Source organism: Natrinema salsiterrestre (assembly GCF_029502005.1).
GTDB classification, from domain to species: domain Archaea; phylum Halobacteriota; class Halobacteria; order Halobacteriales; family Natrialbaceae; genus Natrinema; species Natrinema salsiterrestre.
In genome coordinates this window covers 442,544-460,481 of record NZ_JAMQOT010000002.1, presented here as the reverse complement: position 1 = coordinate 460,481, position 17,938 = coordinate 442,544, and the positions used below count along the sequence as shown (strand labels likewise).

The 17,938-nt window shown below is 66.0% G+C and carries 20 protein-coding genes; 15 read left to right on the top strand and 5 right to left on the bottom strand.

What is annotated here, in order from left to right:
* Positions 1–407 precede the first annotated feature (407 nt).
* The 4 genes from NDI89_RS07750 (at position 408) to NDI89_RS07735 (ending at position 4,519) form a co-directional block, all read left to right on the top strand.
* Entirely contained in the window at positions 408–1,031 is a 624-nt protein-coding gene (locus NDI89_RS07750) for a DUF7344 domain-containing protein (protein WP_277520951.1), read from the top strand.
* Positions 1,032–1,156: 125 nt separating this feature from the next.
* Positions 1,157–1,966 carry a cohesin domain-containing protein gene (locus NDI89_RS07745; protein ID WP_277520950.1) on the top strand — a complete coding sequence of 270 codons (810 nt, stop codon included), beginning with the start codon at positions 1,157–1,159 and terminating at the stop codon, positions 1,964–1,966.
* Positions 1,967–2,022: 56 nt separating this feature from the next.
* The gene (locus NDI89_RS07740; RefSeq protein WP_277520949.1) at positions 2,023–3,876 is read left to right on the top strand and encodes an ATP-binding protein; all 1,854 of its coding nucleotides are present in this window, start codon (positions 2,023–2,025) and stop codon (positions 3,874–3,876) included.
* Positions 3,877–4,093: 217 nt separating this feature from the next.
* Positions 4,094–4,519 carry a DUF6069 family protein gene (locus tag NDI89_RS07735; RefSeq protein ID WP_277520947.1) on the top strand — a complete coding sequence of 142 codons (426 nt, stop codon included), beginning with the start codon at positions 4,094–4,096 and terminating at the stop codon, positions 4,517–4,519.
* A gap of 25 nt (positions 4,520–4,544) precedes the next feature.
* Here NDI89_RS07735 and NDI89_RS07730 read toward each other — a convergent pair whose 3' ends face one another.
* The 3 genes from NDI89_RS07730 to NDI89_RS07720 all read right to left on the bottom strand — a co-directional run bounded on the left by NDI89_RS07730 (position 4,545) and on the right by NDI89_RS07720 (position 7,895).
* Positions 4,545–5,444 carry an FRG domain-containing protein gene (locus NDI89_RS07730; RefSeq protein ID WP_277520946.1) on the bottom strand — a complete coding sequence of 300 codons (900 nt, stop codon included), beginning with the start codon at positions 5,442–5,444 and terminating at the stop codon, positions 4,545–4,547.
* Positions 5,445–5,585: 141 nt separating this feature from the next.
* A complete protein-coding gene (locus NDI89_RS07725; protein ID WP_277520945.1) occupies positions 5,586–6,209 on the bottom strand; it encodes an alpha/beta hydrolase in 624 nt (207 codons plus the stop codon).
* A 93-nt stretch (positions 6,210–6,302) separates the two neighbouring features.
* Positions 6,303–7,895, bottom strand: coding sequence for a M23 family metallopeptidase (locus NDI89_RS07720; RefSeq protein WP_277520943.1), 1,593 nt, complete (start codon positions 7,893–7,895; stop codon positions 6,303–6,305).
* Between the two features lie 129 nt (positions 7,896–8,024).
* Here NDI89_RS07720 and NDI89_RS07715 point away from each other — a divergent pair, with 129 nt between their 5' ends.
* The 4 genes from NDI89_RS07715 (at position 8,025) to NDI89_RS07700 (ending at position 10,368) form a co-directional block, all read left to right on the top strand.
* Positions 8,025–8,366, top strand: a complete 342-nt coding sequence (locus tag NDI89_RS07715; protein ID WP_277520942.1) for a DUF7347 domain-containing protein — start codon at positions 8,025–8,027, stop codon at positions 8,364–8,366.
* Positions 8,341–8,880 (top strand): DUF7351 domain-containing protein, encoded by a 540-nt coding sequence (locus tag NDI89_RS07710; RefSeq protein WP_425607757.1) that lies wholly within the window; start codon positions 8,341–8,343, stop codon positions 8,878–8,880. The genes NDI89_RS07715 and NDI89_RS07710 overlap by 26 nt, the downstream gene beginning before the upstream one ends.
* Before the next feature lie 148 nt (positions 8,881–9,028).
* Positions 9,029–9,868 carry a PspA/IM30 family protein gene (locus tag NDI89_RS07705; RefSeq protein WP_277520940.1) on the top strand — a complete coding sequence of 280 codons (840 nt, stop codon included), beginning with the start codon at positions 9,029–9,031 and terminating at the stop codon, positions 9,866–9,868.
* 152 nt (positions 9,869–10,020) lie between these two features.
* Positions 10,021–10,368, top strand: a complete 348-nt coding sequence (locus NDI89_RS07700) for a BRCT domain-containing protein (protein WP_277520939.1) — start codon at positions 10,021–10,023, stop codon at positions 10,366–10,368.
* Positions 10,369–10,413: 45 nt separating this feature from the next.
* Here NDI89_RS07700 and NDI89_RS07695 read toward each other — a convergent pair whose 3' ends face one another.
* A complete protein-coding gene (locus NDI89_RS07695) occupies positions 10,414–10,923 on the bottom strand; it encodes an FxLYD domain-containing protein (RefSeq protein WP_277520938.1) in 510 nt (169 codons plus the stop codon).
* Between the two features lie 235 nt (positions 10,924–11,158).
* Between NDI89_RS07695 and NDI89_RS07690 the strand changes: the two genes are divergently transcribed.
* From NDI89_RS07690 to arsN2, 6 genes are all read left to right on the top strand, one after another.
* A complete protein-coding gene (locus NDI89_RS07690; protein ID WP_277520937.1) occupies positions 11,159–12,208 on the top strand; it encodes a DUF7972 family membrane protein in 1,050 nt (349 codons plus the stop codon).
* A gap of 199 nt (positions 12,209–12,407) precedes the next feature.
* Entirely contained in the window at positions 12,408–13,439 is a 1,032-nt protein-coding gene (locus tag NDI89_RS07685) for a DUF7972 family membrane protein (RefSeq protein WP_277520936.1), read from the top strand.
* Between the two features lie 77 nt (positions 13,440–13,516).
* A complete protein-coding gene (locus NDI89_RS07680; protein ID WP_277521309.1) occupies positions 13,517–13,963 on the top strand; it encodes an AAA family ATPase in 447 nt (148 codons plus the stop codon).
* A gap of 153 nt (positions 13,964–14,116) precedes the next feature.
* Positions 14,117–14,488: an ArsR/SmtB family transcription factor gene (locus NDI89_RS07675; protein ID WP_277520935.1), complete on the top strand. Its 372-nt coding sequence runs from the start codon at positions 14,117–14,119 to the stop codon at positions 14,486–14,488.
* A gap of 152 nt (positions 14,489–14,640) precedes the next feature.
* A complete protein-coding gene (locus NDI89_RS07670) occupies positions 14,641–14,931 on the top strand; it encodes a hypothetical protein (protein WP_277520934.1) in 291 nt (96 codons plus the stop codon).
* An 84-nt stretch (positions 14,932–15,015) separates the two neighbouring features.
* Complete coding sequence (gene arsN2 / locus NDI89_RS07665) at positions 15,016–15,462, top strand: arsenic resistance N-acetyltransferase ArsN2 (protein ID WP_277520933.1); 447 nt, start codon at positions 15,016–15,018, stop codon at positions 15,460–15,462.
* 137 nt (positions 15,463–15,599) lie between these two features.
* Here arsN2 and NDI89_RS07660 read toward each other — a convergent pair whose 3' ends face one another.
* Entirely contained in the window at positions 15,600–16,478 is an 879-nt protein-coding gene (locus tag NDI89_RS07660; RefSeq protein WP_277520932.1) for a hypothetical protein, read from the bottom strand.
* Between the two features lie 235 nt (positions 16,479–16,713).
* On the opposite strand from NDI89_RS07660, the gene NDI89_RS07655 reads away from it, so the two are divergent.
* Positions 16,714–17,922 (top strand): outer membrane protein assembly factor BamB family protein, encoded by a 1,209-nt coding sequence (locus tag NDI89_RS07655; protein ID WP_277520931.1) that lies wholly within the window; start codon positions 16,714–16,716, stop codon positions 17,920–17,922.
* The last annotated feature ends 16 nt before the right edge of the window (positions 17,923–17,938 follow it).

Sequence of the window (17,938 nt, the reverse complement as noted above, 5' to 3'; positions counted from 1 at the left end):
TTCCCGGACGCAAAAATGACGTGGCATCGGTCGGGAGAAACGCTACATCGAACGGGTTTCGGTCTCGATGAGTGATACGCTCGTCCGTCCGTCCGGACGGCGACCGATTCCGGTCGTCGATGACTGCGACCGCCTCGTCCACCTCCGTGGAAGTACCGGTAACTGGTCTATTCGGCGGCCGTAATCGATCACTCTGATCCGGCTCTCAAAAAACACTGCCTGAATGACCCGTCCCACACGTCCGCCTCCGGCCCTGCCCCATATGAGTTTCCAAAAGAAATAACCGTTATGTGTCGTTGCCGGCGGTGTCAACGTGGTATTCAGCGATTACACGGGTAACCGCTGAATTCCCGAACCAAATCGTTTTGGAAATGGGCTTATGCCCGTTGCAGGGGTTGGTGTGTGTAATGAGTTCGGACGCTCACCTCGGCGGCAACACGTCTGACCCACTCCCGTTTCCGACGGAGTGTTACGAGATCCTTCGCCATCCTCGCCGACTTCGCGTTCTCGAGGTGCTCGGGCGTCGGCGGACGCGACTCTCGCTGTCGGAACTGACGGCGGAACTGATCGAGGAACCGGCGACGGACGGGTCGAACGGTCGAGCGCGACACGACGTTCGAATCAGTCTCGTTCACAATCACCTGCCGCGACTCGAGGACTACGACATCGTCGACTGGACCGACGACGGCGTCGCGCTCGTCGACGGATCGCCGGTTCATCCCGGTGACCTCTCCGTCCTGCTCGACCGCTGTGACGACGAGAACGCGGAGGCCCTCCTCGAGACGCTCGTCGACCCCGTCAAGATGCGAGTCCTCTCCGTCCTGGAGACGGCCGACGATCCCGTCTCGCTCGAGCAGCTCGCGGCCGAACTCGTCGCCCGCGACGGGAGCCCGTTTGCCGACGCCGAGCGCGCGAAGATCGCGCTTCATCACTCCCACCTGCCGGCGATGGCGGACGTCGGTGTCATCGGCTACGATCACAAGGCCAGGCGAGTCACCCGATTCGACCGGGCCGTCTCGATCGTCCGATAGCCGTCGATCGTCCGTTCGACGTTCACAGTCGGTTTCCCGAACCGCCGGTCCGCGTCCGCTCGCTCGTTTTTCCGATGGATCCGTTCGATCGAGAACCGGTAAAGGGATCGCTATCGAGGGGCTAGATGAATCACGAAATGGACGCCGCGGGCGAGCACTGCGTCGACAGTTCGACGATCGACAGGCACGGCCTCGTCGGTATCGCCATCGCTGTCGTACTCGCCCTCCTTCTCTCGATTCTGACTATCGCGGGGACGGCCGCTGCGATCGATCAGGTAGCGATCGTCTCGCCCGATCGGACGACGGTCGAGGCCGCGCCGGGCGAGACCATCGAGATCGACGTCAGCCTCCGGAGTCAGGGAGGACACGGCGGCGAGGGCGTCGAAGCGGTCACGCTCGTCGCACGGTACCACCCCGACCATCTCGAGCGTATCAGCGTCGACCGAGGCGCTTGGCTCGAGGGGGACGAGACCGAGATCGACGCGACGGAAACGATCGCCCACGAACGGGGGACGGCGATCCTCGAGCAGCGCCGCGACCCGGCCGCCGGCGGGACGACCGGAACCGGAACGATCGCGACGGTGACCGTCCGGATCGCCGAGGACGCACCGGCCGGGACGACGACGATTTCGTTCGGGGAGAGCGAGGTCGATCTCACCGGCGACTGGCCCGTCGCCGTCGTCGACGAGTCCGCGACGGTCGCGATCGACGGCGGTAACGAATCGCTTGGCTCGTTCGATCACCCCGATCCCGACGAGATCGATCGGGAGTCCCCCGGCTCGAGCCCCGGGGACGACTCGGCTGGCTCAGGGAGCGAACCGGCCGACGAAGACGGGTCGGAGCCGGTTCCGGGCTTCTCTGGCGGAGTCGCGATCCTGGCCGTGCTGCTCGTGGCGCTTCGTCTGGCAACCGCTCGCGACGGTCACCGCGAGTAAACACTCCGTCCGACTGGAGGGAAACGCGTTTGAGGGTCGGGCCGGATGGGGTTCGTATGAGCGATCTGGGAGATTTCGGCGATTTCGACGGCGACGCCGGGTCCGAAGACGGCGCGTCGACCGACGCGGGCGACTCCTCGTCGTCGTCCTCGGAGACCACTGAACCGGCGAGTACGAGTTCGACGAGCGGAACGGCTGGAGACGAGTTCGAACCCACGCCGGTCGAACCCAGCGGCGAGGACGTCGGTATCGGAACGATCTGCGTCTCCCAGGGCCTGCGCATCGCCGAGGACGGAGACGAGACCACGCTTCGGGCGTACGTCACCCGCGGCAACCGATCCTCGGTCCGCATCGGGAGCTACCTGCTCGCCCCCTATCCCGACGGCGAGACGCTCTTTTGCCGGATCGTCGGCCTCGAGTACGCCCAGCAGTACCACGCCGACGACGCGACGGAGATCCACGCGCGGCGGGCGATGCGAAGCGACGAGATCGACGAGGCCGATTACAAGTTCGTCGCGAACCTCGAGCCCGTCGCAGTGCTGTACGACGACGACGGCGAACTCAAACGGCGGATGACGGACCGCGTGCCGAAACCCCAGACGGTGATCCGGCAGGCCGACGACACCGAGGAGATCAAGACCGGACTGAAGATGCCCGACGACGGCGTCTTCCTCGGTCACCTCTCGGTGGGCGGCGAGAAGGTGCGGACGGCGGCCACGCCGCCGACGATCGATTACCGATTGAAAGACGACTACGACGCGGGCGATCCGCTCGTCTTCCGCCACTCGCTGATCGCCGGCGGCACGGGCTCGGGGAAGACTCACGGCGCGAAGAACATCCTGCGGCAGTACCTCGCGGACGAGCGAACCTACCCGATGGACGACGGCCGCGAGGTCAGCCCCGCGGTCGTCCAGTTCGACCCGCAGGACGAGTACGCCCAGATGCACGACGACAATCCCGACCTCGACGACGAGTTCGCGCGACGCCTCGAGCGCGAGGGCATCGCCTACGGCGGTCACGACGACACGACCGCGTTCATCCCGAAGGTCGGGTCGGCGTCGTACGCGGCGGGGCACCACCGCGCCGAACAGGTGGAGTTCACGATCCCGTTCTCGATGGTTCACGACAACCCGTGGCTGGTCGCCGGCAGCGGGTTGAACGACAACCAGTACGGTGCGCTCACGAGCGTGCTCCTGCCGCGGTTCCGGAAGCAGTACGGATCGGGCGGCACCTACGAGGAGTTCACGACGTTCCTCGACGACCCCGCGCTGCGCGAGGAACTCGACGAGTCCGGACGCGTTCACGAGGCCACCTTCGACGCCGTTCGCCGGCGCGTGCTCGGGTTCAGCCACGTCTTCGATCAGGACGCGCGCCCGATCACCGACCTCGTTCACGACTTCGTTCGCCCCGGCGGGCTCACCGTGGTGCCGACCTACCACATCAACGACAGCCGGGCGGCCGAAGCCATCGTGCTCGCGGTCTCCTCGCTGATCATCGATCAGAAGCTCTCGAACGATCCCGACTACGACCGCGTCAAGGAGACGCCGCTCGTGCTCGGGATGGACGAGGCCCACAACTTCCTGACCGACGCCGACTCGGTCCAGGCCGGGAAGGTCATCACCAAGTTCACCGAGGCCGCCAAACAGGGCCGGAAAGAGCGGCTCGGCCTGTTCCTCATCACGCAGGACCCGCAGGACATCCACGACGCCGTGTTCAAACAGATCAACACCACCGTCGTCCTCAACCTCGGCGACGAGGACGCGATCAAGAGCGTGAATATTCCCAGCAACCTCGAGTCGAAAGTCCCCTACATGGAGAAGGGCCAGATGGTCGTCTACTCGCCGGACAACTCGGAGCCGGTCGAACTGATCGGGCTCCCGAAGTGTCTGACCCGGCACGGGCGGGACTGACATTCTCGACGCTGTCGCGGTCGGTTTCCGGACAGACGCCCTCCGACCGGCCGCTCACAAGGCTTTCCGTTGCCACCCCAGTTTCTGCCCGATCCGAGACGTGTTCTCGGAGTCGCGACCCCATCGTGCATCTCCCGTGAACGCTCCCGTTTCACTGCTCGATCAAGATATGAATACCGTCAAAACGGTTTTCGTCGCCTGAATTGCATACCCGGATATGACTCCGGAAACGAATCCCTCGTCATCGTCCGGAACGAGTTCCTTCAGGGATATCGCGCTATCGGGAGCGGTAGCGCTCGTCCTGTCGCTGCTCATCAACTGGCTCATCGTGTTCGGGGCGAAGACCGGCGGTATTGCCCCGGCGCTGATGGCACTGAATTACGGCCCCGTATCGCTGTTTACCACCCTCGGCGTTGTCGGTGCGACCGTGACCTACGGCGTCCTCACGCGAGTCGCTGCCAGCCCCGATCGACCGTTCGCAGCCGTCGCGGCGATCGTCCTCGTCCTCTCGTTAGTTCCCGATTTCACCGTCATTCCGAGTGAGCCCGGCGGAAGCCTCATCGCCGGTGCTATCCTCGGCGCGATGCACGTCGCGACGGCAGTCGTTTGCGTGGGGGCGCTCACCGATCTCCGGAACCGATGATAATCCCGCTGTTCACCCGCTCGAGTCACTCCCCTTGCGGCTGGTAGTACTGCTTGAGCCACGTCGCCAGCCCCTCGAGCCCGGGAAACAGCGTCCGATGATTGACGTTCAGCTGGTCGAGCTTGTCGCGGAACTCGAGCTTTCGCTCGCCGGGAATCACGATCTTCCGGTAGCAGTCGGGGCGGTCCGCCAGCCACTGATCGAGGACGATTCGCGGATCGGACTGGAACGAGAAGACGGCCGACTGGTTGGCGATGCGGTCGTCGATGGCGGGCGGCCGGAAGAACATGACGTACTCGTCGCGGTCGTCGTCGTCGGGTGCCCACAGCTCTCGCCACAGTTCGTCGATGCGGGAGACGTCGTTGAGGTTCCGGACCGGTGTGAGTCCGTCACCGCCGCGGTCCTCGGTCAGCCCGTACTCGAGGGTCGCGTTCGAGAGGAGGTGCGTGTCGAGCATGTGGGTTTCCGTCATCTCGAGAACGTCCTGATAAACGTCGGGCAGTTCGGCGTGGAGTCGCTGGTAGTCGACGGCCCAGATGGCCCCGTCGTGCTCCGTGTCGCCGCTTCGGGTCGCGAAGTACGCGGCGACGAGCGGCGAGAACGACCAGTCGAGGAGGCGCGTCGGGAGCCCGTAGTGCTGGGCGATCGCGAGCAGGTGCCAGACCGACCGCGGTTCGTCGATCTCGCTTCTGGCGTACTGGGCGAAGTTCCGGAGCAACAGCGGCTCGAGGTGCCACTCCCCCGAGTCGCCGACGAAGCGATCGATCGACGTCTCGAGGCTGAAGGCCTCGTCTTCGACACCGCGGAACACGTGGGGCGAACGGTGGCGACCGATGTCGGCCGACCACATGTCTCGGGTGACCAGTTCGTGAAGTTCGATCCACGTTTCAGCGCGCTGGACCGACCCGGAACGGGCACCCGTCATCGGTGCGCACGGCCGATCCGGGAGCTATCGTGTGTCGGTTCCACATCAGCGGGTTTCCGCTCCCGGAAGTAAAACGATTCTCGCGCTCGCGGGTGACTTACCGGCTCTGCAGAGTGTGTTCGATGCTGACTCGGAACCGACTCAGACGGACTCGAGCAGCGTTCGCTCGAAGAACGCCCCGACGACCCTCGCGATCTCGTCGCGGTCGCCGAGGAAGAAGTGGTCGCCCGCGAGTGCGGTGGTCTCGTCGCCGCGTGCCCGTGCGCGCTCGACGATCGGCTCCCAGTCGACGGTCGTGTCGCGCTCGCCGTGAAGGACGTGGAGCGGGGCGTCGATCGAATCCAGCGCCGCCAGCGCGTCGCGGTCGTCGGCGAGTCGTGTGGCGGGTGCGAGGACGGCGACCGCGTCGGGGTCGGTATCGGCCGACGCGAGCAAGGCGAGCGACGCGCCGAAACTGTAGCCGAAGACGCCGACCGGGACGTCACCGGCGTCTGCCACGTCGTATTCGTCGCGAGCCCATCGGACGGCGTTTCGAACGTCCTCCCGTTCGCCGTACCCCTCGTCCCACGCGCCGTAGTCGAATCGCAGGCAGGCGATCTCCGATTCGCGAAGCGCCTCCGACACCGCGACGAGGCGCTGGTCGCTCCGCGAGCCGCCGTGCTGGGGATGGGGCGGACAGGCGACGACGACGGCCCGCGGTTCGTCGGTCGGTTCCTCGAGCGTCCCCCGAACGTCGCGAGCGCCGGGAATGAGGACGTCGCTCATGGCGCGTCGTTGTGGCCGCCCGCTAATCAAGCCCCGTCACTGCGACGCTCGCGGCGTCGAATCGGCGCTCGAGTCGGTCGGACCGGAAGCCGCTCAGAGCGGGCGGACGCCGGTGCGATCCGGGAACGATCGGCTCAGTTGCAGTCGGTCGTACTCGCCGAGGGCGACGTAGCAGAGGAATCCGACGAAGAAGATCACTGCGCCGAGCGGTTGCAGTCCGACGCCGAGAGCGGGGGCGGTGTGGCCGTACCAGGCGACGACGGCGGCGACGGTTCCGATGCCGACGACGGTTCCCATCGAACCGTGACCCCGCTCGCCCCCGCCGAGGATCGCGGATCCGGTCCGAGCGGCCGCGCCGATCGCCGCCCCGCCGCCGAGGAGGACGGCGATGGGGACCCAGGACACGAATATCGACGCGAAGAACGCGGTGACGCCGCCGACGCACGTCCCGAACCCGAACCGCTGGAGCGCGGCGGTACCCGCGCGTCGGCCGTCCCGCGGTCGCGTCTCGGTCTCGTCGACAGTCTCGGATGCGACGTCGCTGCGATTTCGCCTCGAGTCGTCCCCGTCGCCGTCGACGTGTGCGACTCGCTGTCCGGCGGTGATGTGCGATCGGGCGCGGTACGTGCCGTCCGCGAGCGGGCCGCCGCCCGCCTCGGCCTCGGAATCGCGGTCGCTGGCGCTTTCGATCGTGTCGGATCGAGGGTCACCGATCGACGCGGTTGCGCCCGGCCACTCGACGGCGACGTCGTCGAAGGCGATCGGGAGCCCCGCGGCGATCGCGAAGTCGGGGTGGTCCTGGAGCTGGAAGTGGAGGTGGGGCTCCGAGGAGTTGCCGGAGTGACCGCAGCGGGCGATCTCTCGTCCGCGAGCGACGCGCTCTCCTGGTTCGACGGTCAGGCTACCCGGGACGAGGTGTGCGAGACAGCTGTACTCGTCGGCCGCGTGCTGGATCACCACGTAATTCCCGCGGATGTCGCGTTTCAGGGGGTGGGAGAAGCCGCCGCCCCGCGACGCCTCGACGTCGCTATCCAACACGTCGACCACGACCCCGTCGGCGGGGGCGAGGACGGGTTCCTCGTAGCAGTAGTAGCTGCCGACGTCGAAGCCGGCGTCCGCCGGACTGGTTCGGCCGTCGGCGTCGGTGACGACGAAGTCGTACGCGTATCGCTGGGTCACTGGAAACCAGGAGTGGGAATACTCCTGCTCGTGACTGCCGTTCACGACGGTCCAGGCACCGTCGAACGGGAGCCGGTAGGAGACGCGCTGGTCGTAGCTCTCGGCGTCGGGGAACGAACCGCGGTGGCGAACGAACGCAACGGGAACGCCGAGCCACTGGAGCAGGTCCTGAGCGACGACGAACGGGTTGCAGAACGTCACCGGAATCATGACCAGCCAGACCGCGTACTCCCGCCACGTTCCCATCCGAATCCAGTCCGTGGGCTCCTCGCGCGCTTCGTCCGCACCGCGTCGGACCACCCGGTCGACCAGCGGCGCGACGAACGGCCAGAGGAACACGAGGAAGAACACCTCGAAGAACTGCAGGGCGGCGAGCGGTTCGAAGACGTAGCCGGGGATCGCCAGCAACGCCAGGAACGCGAGGTGCATCGGGTCGAACGACCGGAGCCGACGCCGGGCCCGCGTCGCGAGCGTCGTCGACTCGCTCCCAGTTTCTCGGTCGGTCATCAGTACGACAGTCGGTCTCTGATACTGTAATCGCTTTGTGAAATGGGTTTCACAAATCCAGCTCGCGTGCTCCTCCGGGCCACTCGCCCGTTCGGAATCGTCAATACGCTGTCGAGAGAAGAAGCCCCTATGGCGACCGACGACGAGGCGAGGGCCGCCGTTCGGGAGGCGTTCTCGCTGCTCGACCACGAGATTCGCCTCGAGATCCTGCTGGCGCTGCTCGAGGACTGGCACGCCGTTTACACGGAACCGCGATCGTACACGGAGTTGATGGACGCGGTCGGGATGCGGGACAGCGGGAAGTTCAACTACCACCTCGACAAGCTCCGCGGCGTCTACGTCCGGCAGGTCGAGGACGGCTACGTTCCGACGGCGAGCGTGACGGCCCTGTACCGGGCCGTGCTGGCACACCGCCCGACCGACCTTCGAGTACGATCCGACGACGATCGACTCGGCGTGTCCGCGGTGTGACGCGGCGCCGATTCTGCGGTACGAACGCGGGTTCGTCGCCGTCGAGTGTCGGGCGTGTGACGACTGGGTCGGTTTCACGTACCCCTTCCCGAAAAACGGGTTCGCGGGGCGGAGCGCGGACGCGGTCGCCCGGGCGACGACTCGCCGCGCCAGACACCACATGGCGATGGCCCGAGAGGGACAGTGTCCGTTCTGTACGGGCGCGACGACCGTCGATCTCCGGCTCGACGAGATCGAGACCGACCACCTGATCGAAATCGCGTGCGACACCTGCACGTTTCTCGTCGGCGTGGCGCCGCTCCCCGCGCTCGTGTTCGACGAGCGGGTCGCCGGTGCGCTCGACGACGTCGGCATCGACCCCGAGCGATACGACTGGGAGCTGCCGACGCCGACGACGCGGGTCGCGTCCCGGGACCCCGTTCGTATCGAATTCGACGTATCGGGGGACGGAACCGCGATCACGATCGTCGTCGACGAGGGGTTCGGCGTCCGGTCCGTCGACACCGGCCAGTAGCTCCCGCCCGAGCGCGGCGAGGTCCGATCTCGTCCCCGGGACGCCCTCGAGCACGGGCCGGATCCCTACCGCGACCCGATAGGTTTCGTTCGCTGCCGGACATCTCTGAAGTGACATTTTTAAGGCCGGCGAGCGATACGTAGGGAGTATGGGCATCCTCTCTCGGGCTTCCTACGTCATCCGGTCGAAACTCAACTCGGTGCTCAACCGGGCCGAAGATCCGACCGAAACGCTGGACTACTCGTACGAACAGATGCGCGACCAGCTCCAGCAGGTCAAACGCGGTATCGCCGACCTCACCACGCAGAAAAAGCGCCTCGAGATGCAGAAACGCCGCCTCGAGGAGAACGTCGAGAAACACAACGAGCAGGCACGGACCGCCGTCCAGCAGGACCGGGAGGATCTGGCGCGGCGCGCCCTCGAGAAGAAGAAGACGAAGATGAACCAGATCGAGGACCTCGAGCGCCAGATCTCGGACTTGCAGGGCCAGCAGGACAAACTGATCGAACAGAAGAACGAACTCCAGACGCGGATCGAGGAGTTCCGGACCAAGAAGGAGACGATGAAGGCCCGCCACGAGGCCGCGAAGGCGAGCTCGACCGTTTCGGAGGCGATGACGGCCACCGGCGAGGAGTTCGAGGACGTCGGCCGCGCCATCGAGCGGGCGGAAGAGCAGACGGAGGACATGGAAGCTCGCGCGGCCGCGATGGACGAACTCCACGAATCCGGTGCGTTCGAGGACGTCATGTCCGACAAGGACGACATCGATCGCGAACTCGAGCAACTGTCGACCGACAGCGGCGTCGAGGCCGAGCTCGAGACGCTCAAGTCCGACGTCGGCGGCGACGCGGACGAAGCGACCGACGCCGAACCCGCGGCCGACGCGGCGGCCGAGGTCGACGAGGACGAGCTGACGGAGCTCGAGGGCGAGGATCAGGAGGACGTCGAGGCCGAACTGGCGGAGCTCCGGGACGAAGAGAACGCCTAGCTACCGATCGATGCGCCATCTCATTTTCCTATTGTCATGTATTGAATGCGGAACGTTCGATCCCACTTCCTGACACTATTCGCGCTCGATTTCCGGTTCTCATTGCGCGAGAAGGAGAAACGGTTACCATCGTTCACGATCAAGTGTCCGGTATGAGTGACGAGTCACCGTTCCGGTCTGTCTCGATGACAAATCAGTTCGTCCTGCTGGGCGTCGCCGAGCTCGATCAGAAAGGCGAGACGCCGGTCCAGACGCACGAACTCCGCCAGTACTGTAAGCAGCAACTCTCCGACGTCGACGCGGAGGTCGTCGGAACGCTCACCGAAGCGGACGTGATCCGCTCGCTGTACCGACTCGAGGACGAGGGCCTCGTCGACGAGGCGCAGTCGGTGGCGACGTCGCCGACGGGGAAGGGGCGGCAGTCGTACACGCTCGCCGTGACCGTCGAGGACGTGTACGAGGGCGTCGCCGACGAACTGGTCGACGAATCCGACGACTGACGTCGGTACGGTCGACCCGCTCGTGACGGCATGTCGACCCGGCGGTCACGAGGGCGTTCCGAGAACGGTGATGTCGTAGCCGGCGACGTCCGAGGGTGCCTCGAGGACGATGACCTGGAACGCCCACGACGAGCCCCCGTCGAGATCGCCGGTGCTGGCGAGATACCGACCGAGCAGGTCGCCCGCGTCGTCGTAGACGCGCGTTCGCACTTCGACAGTCTGGATCCGGTCGGTCCCCGTATTCGCGACGGTTCCCTGAATCGTCGAGCCGAGATAGCCGTCTTCGACGACGAACTCGTGGTCGACCAGCTCGAGCGGCTCGAGCGGCGTCACGGCGCTGGAGGGTTGCCGCTGGGCGAGTGCCGCCGCCGTGGACATCTGCGATGCCGATCGGTCGGAGACGTTGCTGGCGTTGACGCCGCTGACGGTCCCTTCCTCGTAGGTCGGCTGTCCGCCGAGACCGTCGCTACCGAGACAGCCGGCGGTCGCGATCGCGACCCCGGCTCCGAGCGATGTGAGCACCCGCCGTCGGCTCGTCGGTTCCGGTCGGGTCATCGCCGTCGTCCGTCCGTCTGCGAATTGGTTCCCTCTCCGAGCATGCATCGGTCCCACACCGTCGACGCATTTCAGTGTAGGCCTTGAACCGTCCGTTTTCGGGGTCCCGGTCGGCCCGTCGGCGCCGCTCGATCGGCACACCCGCTCGAGTATCGCGCCGCGCACCGTCCGAGACCGATGCGTGACGGTATGTGCAACGCAGTCCCTTATTGTCGGGTCGGTGGAACGTACGGCCATGGGATCCGCCGGGACCGACGAGACGCTCGAGTCCTACGGGGCCGACGTCGGGACTCGTGAGGGAGCGGCGACGCGATTCCGGGAGTGGTTCCTGATCAGAGGCAATCGGTTAGGTGTCGCGGCTCTCGTTTCGGTCGCCGTCTTCGTGATCGTGATCGGGCTCTACGAACTCGGCGTCATCTCGTTTACGAACCCGAACTCCGTGACGCGCGTCGCGAGCGGCATGATCGCCGGCACGTTCTCGCTCGTGACGCTGGTCGTCTCGGTCAATCAACTCATCCTCTCACAGGAGTTCAGCGCGGCCGGGAAAGCCCGCGAGCGACTCGAAGGGGTCGTCCAGTTTCGGCGGGACGTCGCGGACACCGCCGACATTCCCGCGACGCCGGCGTCGCCGGCGCGCGTCCTCGAGCTCGTCATCGAATCGATCCACAACGACGCGGCCGACTTCGCGGACGCCGTGGCGGATCACGATGACGAACTTCGGCGGGTGGGGACCCGGTACACGAACAGCGTCCAGCGGCGGACCGATCGAATCACCGATCGAATAGAACGCTCCGAATCGGACACGTTTACCGCCGTCTCGGCGGCGATTACGTACGACGAGTCCTGGCACCTCTACGTCGCGACCCACCTGCGCGGCGAGTACGCCGACTCGCTGTCGCCGGCGGCGAGCGACCGGCTCGACGAACTGATCGACTCGCTCGAACTGCTCCACGTGGCTCGAGAACAGTTCAAGACGACCTACTTGCAACAGGAGCTCACTCGGTTCTCGCAACTGACGATCTACTGTGGCGTCCCGTCGATCCTGTCGGCGATCCTCATCGGGCTCCTCTACGCGAACGTCACGGGGCCGAGTCTCAACGTCGCCGTGCTCCCGTACGTCGTGAGCGCACTGATTATCGTCGTCCTCGCGCCCCTCGCCCTCCTCGTTTCGTACATCCTCCGCACCGCGACGATCACGCGCCGAACGGCGTCGGTCGGACCGATGGTCCCGCAGAAAGATCCCGACGAGGGACCGTTCGACGTAACGTACGGCGAAGACGAGTAAGCCGGCCCGCTGGTCCTCGAGGGCGTCATCGGCTGCCAGGGTCGCCGAGGACACCGTCGCTCGGACCGCGATACTCCGACCGGTCGACCGGCCTCCGTCCGTGTGCTGAGAGGCTGTCGGAAACGGTTCCCGCTCTGATGACCCGTCGCCTTCCGGGCCGACGCTTTTGTCCTCAGTCGTTGTCGGTTCGGATCGCTGGATGGATAGCCCGGATTTCGTAGCTGACGAGAACGGCGGCGGACGACTCACCGGACCGCGGCTGTATCTCCTGCTCCGGATGGACCGTCGGCTGCTCACGGCGATCGTGCTCGCGATCGTGTTCGGCGTCCTCGTCGGACTCAGTCAGCTCGGTCTCCCGGCGCTGCGGACGATCGTCGCGGTCAACAACGGCACGTTCTGGATCTTTTCGGCGTTCATCGGATCGATCATCACGGGCACCTCGATCGTCGTCACGATCAATCAGCTGGTGCTCTCCCAGGAACTCGGCGCGGTCGGCGACCAGCGCGATCGGATGCAGGACGCGATGGACTTCCGCCGGGATCTGGAGGAGAACCTCGAGGAGGACGTCACGCCGCCCGAGCCCGCTGCCTTCCTCTACGAACTCGTCGACGGTATTCAGCACGAAGCGAACGATTTCGAGTCGACGATGACGGAAGGCTCCGATCACAGCGACGAGCTCACGGAGAAGGTCCGCGACTACGTCGACGACATCGCCGGCAACGCCGAAACCGTCAAGGGAAACCTCGAGAACGCCCAGTTCGGAACGTTCGACGTGATCTGGAACGCGCTCAATTTCAACTACTCTCGGAAGATCTACGACGCCCGCAAGCTCCGCGCGGACCACCGCGAGGAACTGTCCGACGACGCCAACGAGGAGATCGACGACATGGTAACGCTCCTGAAGTTCTTCGGCCCCGCTCGGGAGCATTTCAAAACGCTGTACTTCCAGTGGGAGCTGATCAATCTCTCCCGGGCGCTGCTGTACGTGGCGGTCCCCGCGCTCACGGTGACGGCGATCATGCTGATGTACGTCAACGCGAGCGTCTTGCCCGGGCAGACGCTGGGCGTCGACAATCTCGTCTGGCTGACCAGCGGGGGGTTCGCCGTCGGGATCTCGCCGTTCGTGATCTTCATCGTCTACATTCTCCGGATCGCGACCGTCGCCAAGCGAACGCTCGCGATGGGCCCCTTCATTCTCCGGCAGTCCGAGCGCGACGAGGATCTTGGGTGACGACGCGCTCGAGTCACCCCCGGATCGAGGAGCGCCGATCCGCGCTATTGGTATGGCCCCAGTGGATACCGTCGGCCGTGATCGTCGCCATCTGCGGGCCGCCGGGTGCCGGGAAGACCACCGTCGCGACCCGCGTCCGTGCGCGGCTCGAGGCGGACGGAATTCCGGTTCAGGTGATCCACTCCGACGACTTCTCGAGTCGCACCTACGAGCAACTCGCCGAGCGGGTCGCCGCGGCACCCGAACCCGGAGTCACGCTGGTCGACGGAACCTTCTATCGCCGGGCGTGGCAAACGCGGTTTCGGACCCTCGGTGACGTGCGGTTCGTCCTGATGTCCGCGAGCCTCGAGAGCTGTCTCGAACGAAACCGACGCCGTGCGGATTCGATCGACGAGCAGGGCGTCCACGTGGTCTACCGGGAGTTCGACGAACCCGACGTCGACCTCGAGATCGACACGGATCGGTGTGGGCTCGACGATGCGGCCGACCGGATCGCGGCCGCGATCGAGGGCTGGCTCGAGTGAGTGTCTGGTTCCGACCGGCCGTGTTACAGCGGTCCGGTCGGTGTGCGTACCGCGACCGTCTCCCCGGAGGGTTTCTTCTGTCTTCGTTTCGAACTGTCACTGTCACGACCACAATCTCTATATTAGTGGGTGCTAATATTAGCAATTGCTAAGATGAGCGAACGACAAATCGACGGGTCGGCTCCACCGGACGACTCGCAGACGGTCGACTGTTGCTCGGCCGGCCACTCCCTGCCGGAAGATGCGGTCGCCGCCGACGTGCAAACGCTTGCGACCCTCGGGAACAAAACCCGCTACGAAGCGCTTCGGCTCATCGCCGCGGCCGACGACGGTATCTGCGTCTGCGAGCTCGAGCCGTCGCTCGCCGTCAGTCAAGGTGCAGTCAGCCAGGCCCTCTCCCGGCTTTTCAGCGCCGGGCTGGTCGACCGGCGAAAAGAGGGTCGATGGCGGTACTACACCGCGACGCCGCGCGCCGAGCGGCTGCTCCGCGTCCTCGACGACACGAGGTCGCTCGACGATGACTGACGACGCCGCTACCGATCGACGGCAAAAAACTAGCACCGTCGCCACACTCCCATGTCGATTCGGACGACCGCTGTCGTCGAAACCGAGAGGCCGTTGCGAAACGTATCGCTGGCTCCGCCACGATCGTCACCGCTGCCCTACACAACCGCACCATGTCACGTCCACCGTTCGATCCACGATATCGTCCAGCCGTCGAGCAACCCAGCTGGGAACGCGTACTCGCGAGCTACGCCCTCGTGCCCGCGTTGCTCTTCCTGCTCTGGGCCATCAGCCAGCCGCACGCCGCTATCGTTGTCCTCACGGCGACCGTCGCCCTCTTCCTCGTCGCGCGACGCAGCCTCGGTCTGGCCCGCTGCCTCGCCGATTGTGGCGGGTTCTCGGTCGATTTGGGCGGGAAGCTCCGGATTACGATCGCTCGGCCGCAGGTCGATGACTCGCGGTAGCCTTCAGTTCGCGCCGCAGAAGCGACGCCGGCAGCGGGACGACCGGCCGACCCAGTCACCGCCAACGGAGGGCGATGGAAGCGTATGACCGACGTTTCGATAACGCTCCGACCGGTGGACGCTGAGACCGTCGAACGCGTCGAAGCGCTGTTGAAAGCCAACGACCTCCCGTATCGGGACGTCCGAACGAAGCCGGAGTGTTTCGTCACCGCGTTCTCCGAGACGACGTTCGTCGGCGTCGGCGGCGTCGAACGATACGGGTCGAACGGGCTCTTGCGGTCGGTCGTCGTGATGGAATCGAATCGCGGTCAGGGGTACGGCACGGCTCTGGTCGGCGCGCTCGAGGACCGCGGACGATCCAACGGGGTAGAGACGCTGTACCTCTTGACCACGACCGCATCGGCGTTCTTTCGACGAGAGGGGTACGACGCAGTCGATCGAGAGGTCGTTCCGGAGCCCATTCAGCAAACGACCGAGTTCGCGGATCTCTGTCCGAACTCGGCGATCTGCCTGAAAAAGAACCTCGAGTGATAACCCGCCGAAATCGGCCGGGACTCGGGGAGGCTCGAATCGGACGCTCGAGTCACGACGGAGAGCCGGCCACTCGACTGACGGCGTACTTCCGCTTGCGGAGCGGTCGCACCGCATTGTGCTCCGGGAAAGAACCGCTACAGCCCCAGATCGATACCGAACCGGTCGGCCATGGCGAAATCGCCCGGCAGTCGCTCGGGGAGGGCCTCGTCCGGCAGGGCGTCCCAGCCGAGCGCGTCCTCACCGGGGACCGCGTCGGTGTCGAAGTCGGGATCGTCCGCGGGAGCCAAGTCGCGATACTCCCGCGGCGGCGCGTCGTGTGCGTAGACGCTCTCGGGGTGGTCGACCGTCCAGACGTGGAGCATACACGGGGTTCGACAGGGTAGCTCGAGCTCGCCGTGCCGGAACCCCTGTTCGTAGACCTGCCGGTAGTACCACCACGCGAACCGCCCGGGGAGTCCGGTGTGAGCGTGCCACGGGGAACACTGCGCTTCGGACGTCTCCGCGCCGTACACCGCCGGCGGATCGATCGGGTCTCCGTCCAGCGTCGCGATGAACATGACGCCGATCGAGCGCCAGGACCGGTTGTCGACGAGCACCGATTCCGGCCGTTCGGGATCCAGGAGCTCGCCGTCGCCGATGAACTCCGGACTGAGCCAGTGCGACCAGCTATCGTCCCCGGTCTCGAGCGTATCGAAGTACGGCTCGTATCCCGCCTCGAGCAGCGTCTCCGCGTCGGGATACCCGGTCTCGAGGGTATCCCGAACGGCCGACCGGAGCTCGGTCGTCGCCGGATGGTCGTCCGCACAGCCCTCCGCGCTCGCGCCCTCGCAGTGGGTCATCCCGGGCTCGAGGGTCGCTTCCGGGCAGTCCCCGTCGAACCAGCGGGTCGTCCCGGTCGCACCGTCGTCCCCATCGGCTCGCACGCTCCCGACCGCCGAAAGCGTCGCAGTTCCGGCCGACGCCCGCAACAGCGTCCGGCGCGACACGTGATATCCGTCGTCACCGTCGTGCATGCCAGCACGTTCCACACCGACCGTCGGTATGAAACCCCATTGGCGGCCGAGTGAGAGTCGCTCGGGATAACCAGTCGGCGGGTAGCCGTCGAGTACTCGATCGACCCAGTCGATCCGATCACGTCGGCTCGAGGCGGTGAAACAGCCCATCCCATCGTGTTAGATCGGGGATGTATGAGGGCGACACTGCACTAAAACAACCAGATTTAAGTATTTATTTTGGAAACGGGAAACGATGGCACGAACGGGGTGCCGACGCACGGTATTGAAAATCGCCGGTGCAGCGTGGACGGTCGGTCTGGCGGGCTGCCTCGGCGCCGGCAGCACCGGCGACGGTGCCGGTACTACCGGCGACGGCACCAGCGAGTCCGAGACCGGACCGACCGCTGCCGGTGACGCGTCGTGGCCGACGTTCGGCGGGACGGCCGCGAACGCCGGCTACGCGGCGACGGAGGGGCCGGTCGAAAGCGTCGCCGAACGGTGGCGGCTCGAGACGGGCGCGGCGGTTCGCGGCGGTCCAGTAGTGGCCGACGGGGCGGTCTACGTCGGGAACGACGCGGGTATTCTGTCCGCGCTGGACGCCGGCACTGGCGAGACGACCTGGCGGTTCGAGACGGGCGAGGCGATCCGCCACAGTCCGTCGGTGACCGAGGGAACGGTCTACGTCGGGAGCGACGACGGGTTCGTGTACGCTCTCGACGCGGCCACCGGAGCGGAACGGTGGCGAAACGAAGTGGTCCCCGATTCGGGTCCGACGGTCGTCGAGGGCACCGTCTACGTCGGGGGCGATTGGAGCTCGGTCTACGCCCTCGAGGCGGAAACCGGCGAGGAACGCTGGCGGTTCGAGACCGACGGAGAGTACGTGCACACGACCCCGGCGGTGGTCGACGACACGGTCTACGTCGGGAGCGCGGACGGGGCGATCCACGCGATCGATGCGCGAAGCGGCGAAGCCGACTGGCAGTTCGGGACGGACGAAACGGTTCGCGGCAGTCCGGCAGTGGCCGACGGGACGGTCTACGCCGGGAGCGGCGACGGGTTCGTGTACGCCCTCGAGGCGAGCACCGGCGAGGAACGCTGGCGGTTCGAGACGGACGGGTACCCGAACACCACTCCCGCAGTTCACGATGACACCGTCTTCGTCGGCTGTGGCACCGAGTCCACCGACCGCAGGGGCGATCTGATCGCACTCGACGCCGCGACGGGCGATGTCCGATGGGAATTTCGGGTCGAAGAACAGGTTCGGACCGGTCCGGCGGTGACCGACGACGCGGTCTACGTGGGGAGCGACGACGGGGCAGTCCACGCGGTCGACGTCGAGAGTGGCGAGCACCGCTGGCGGTTTCCGACGACCGACGCGATCGTCTCGAGCCCCGCTGTCGCCGGCGGTGCCGTCTTCGTCGGGAGCGACGACCGCAGGGTGTACGCGATCGGAGAACGGTAACGCGACGGTTCGATTC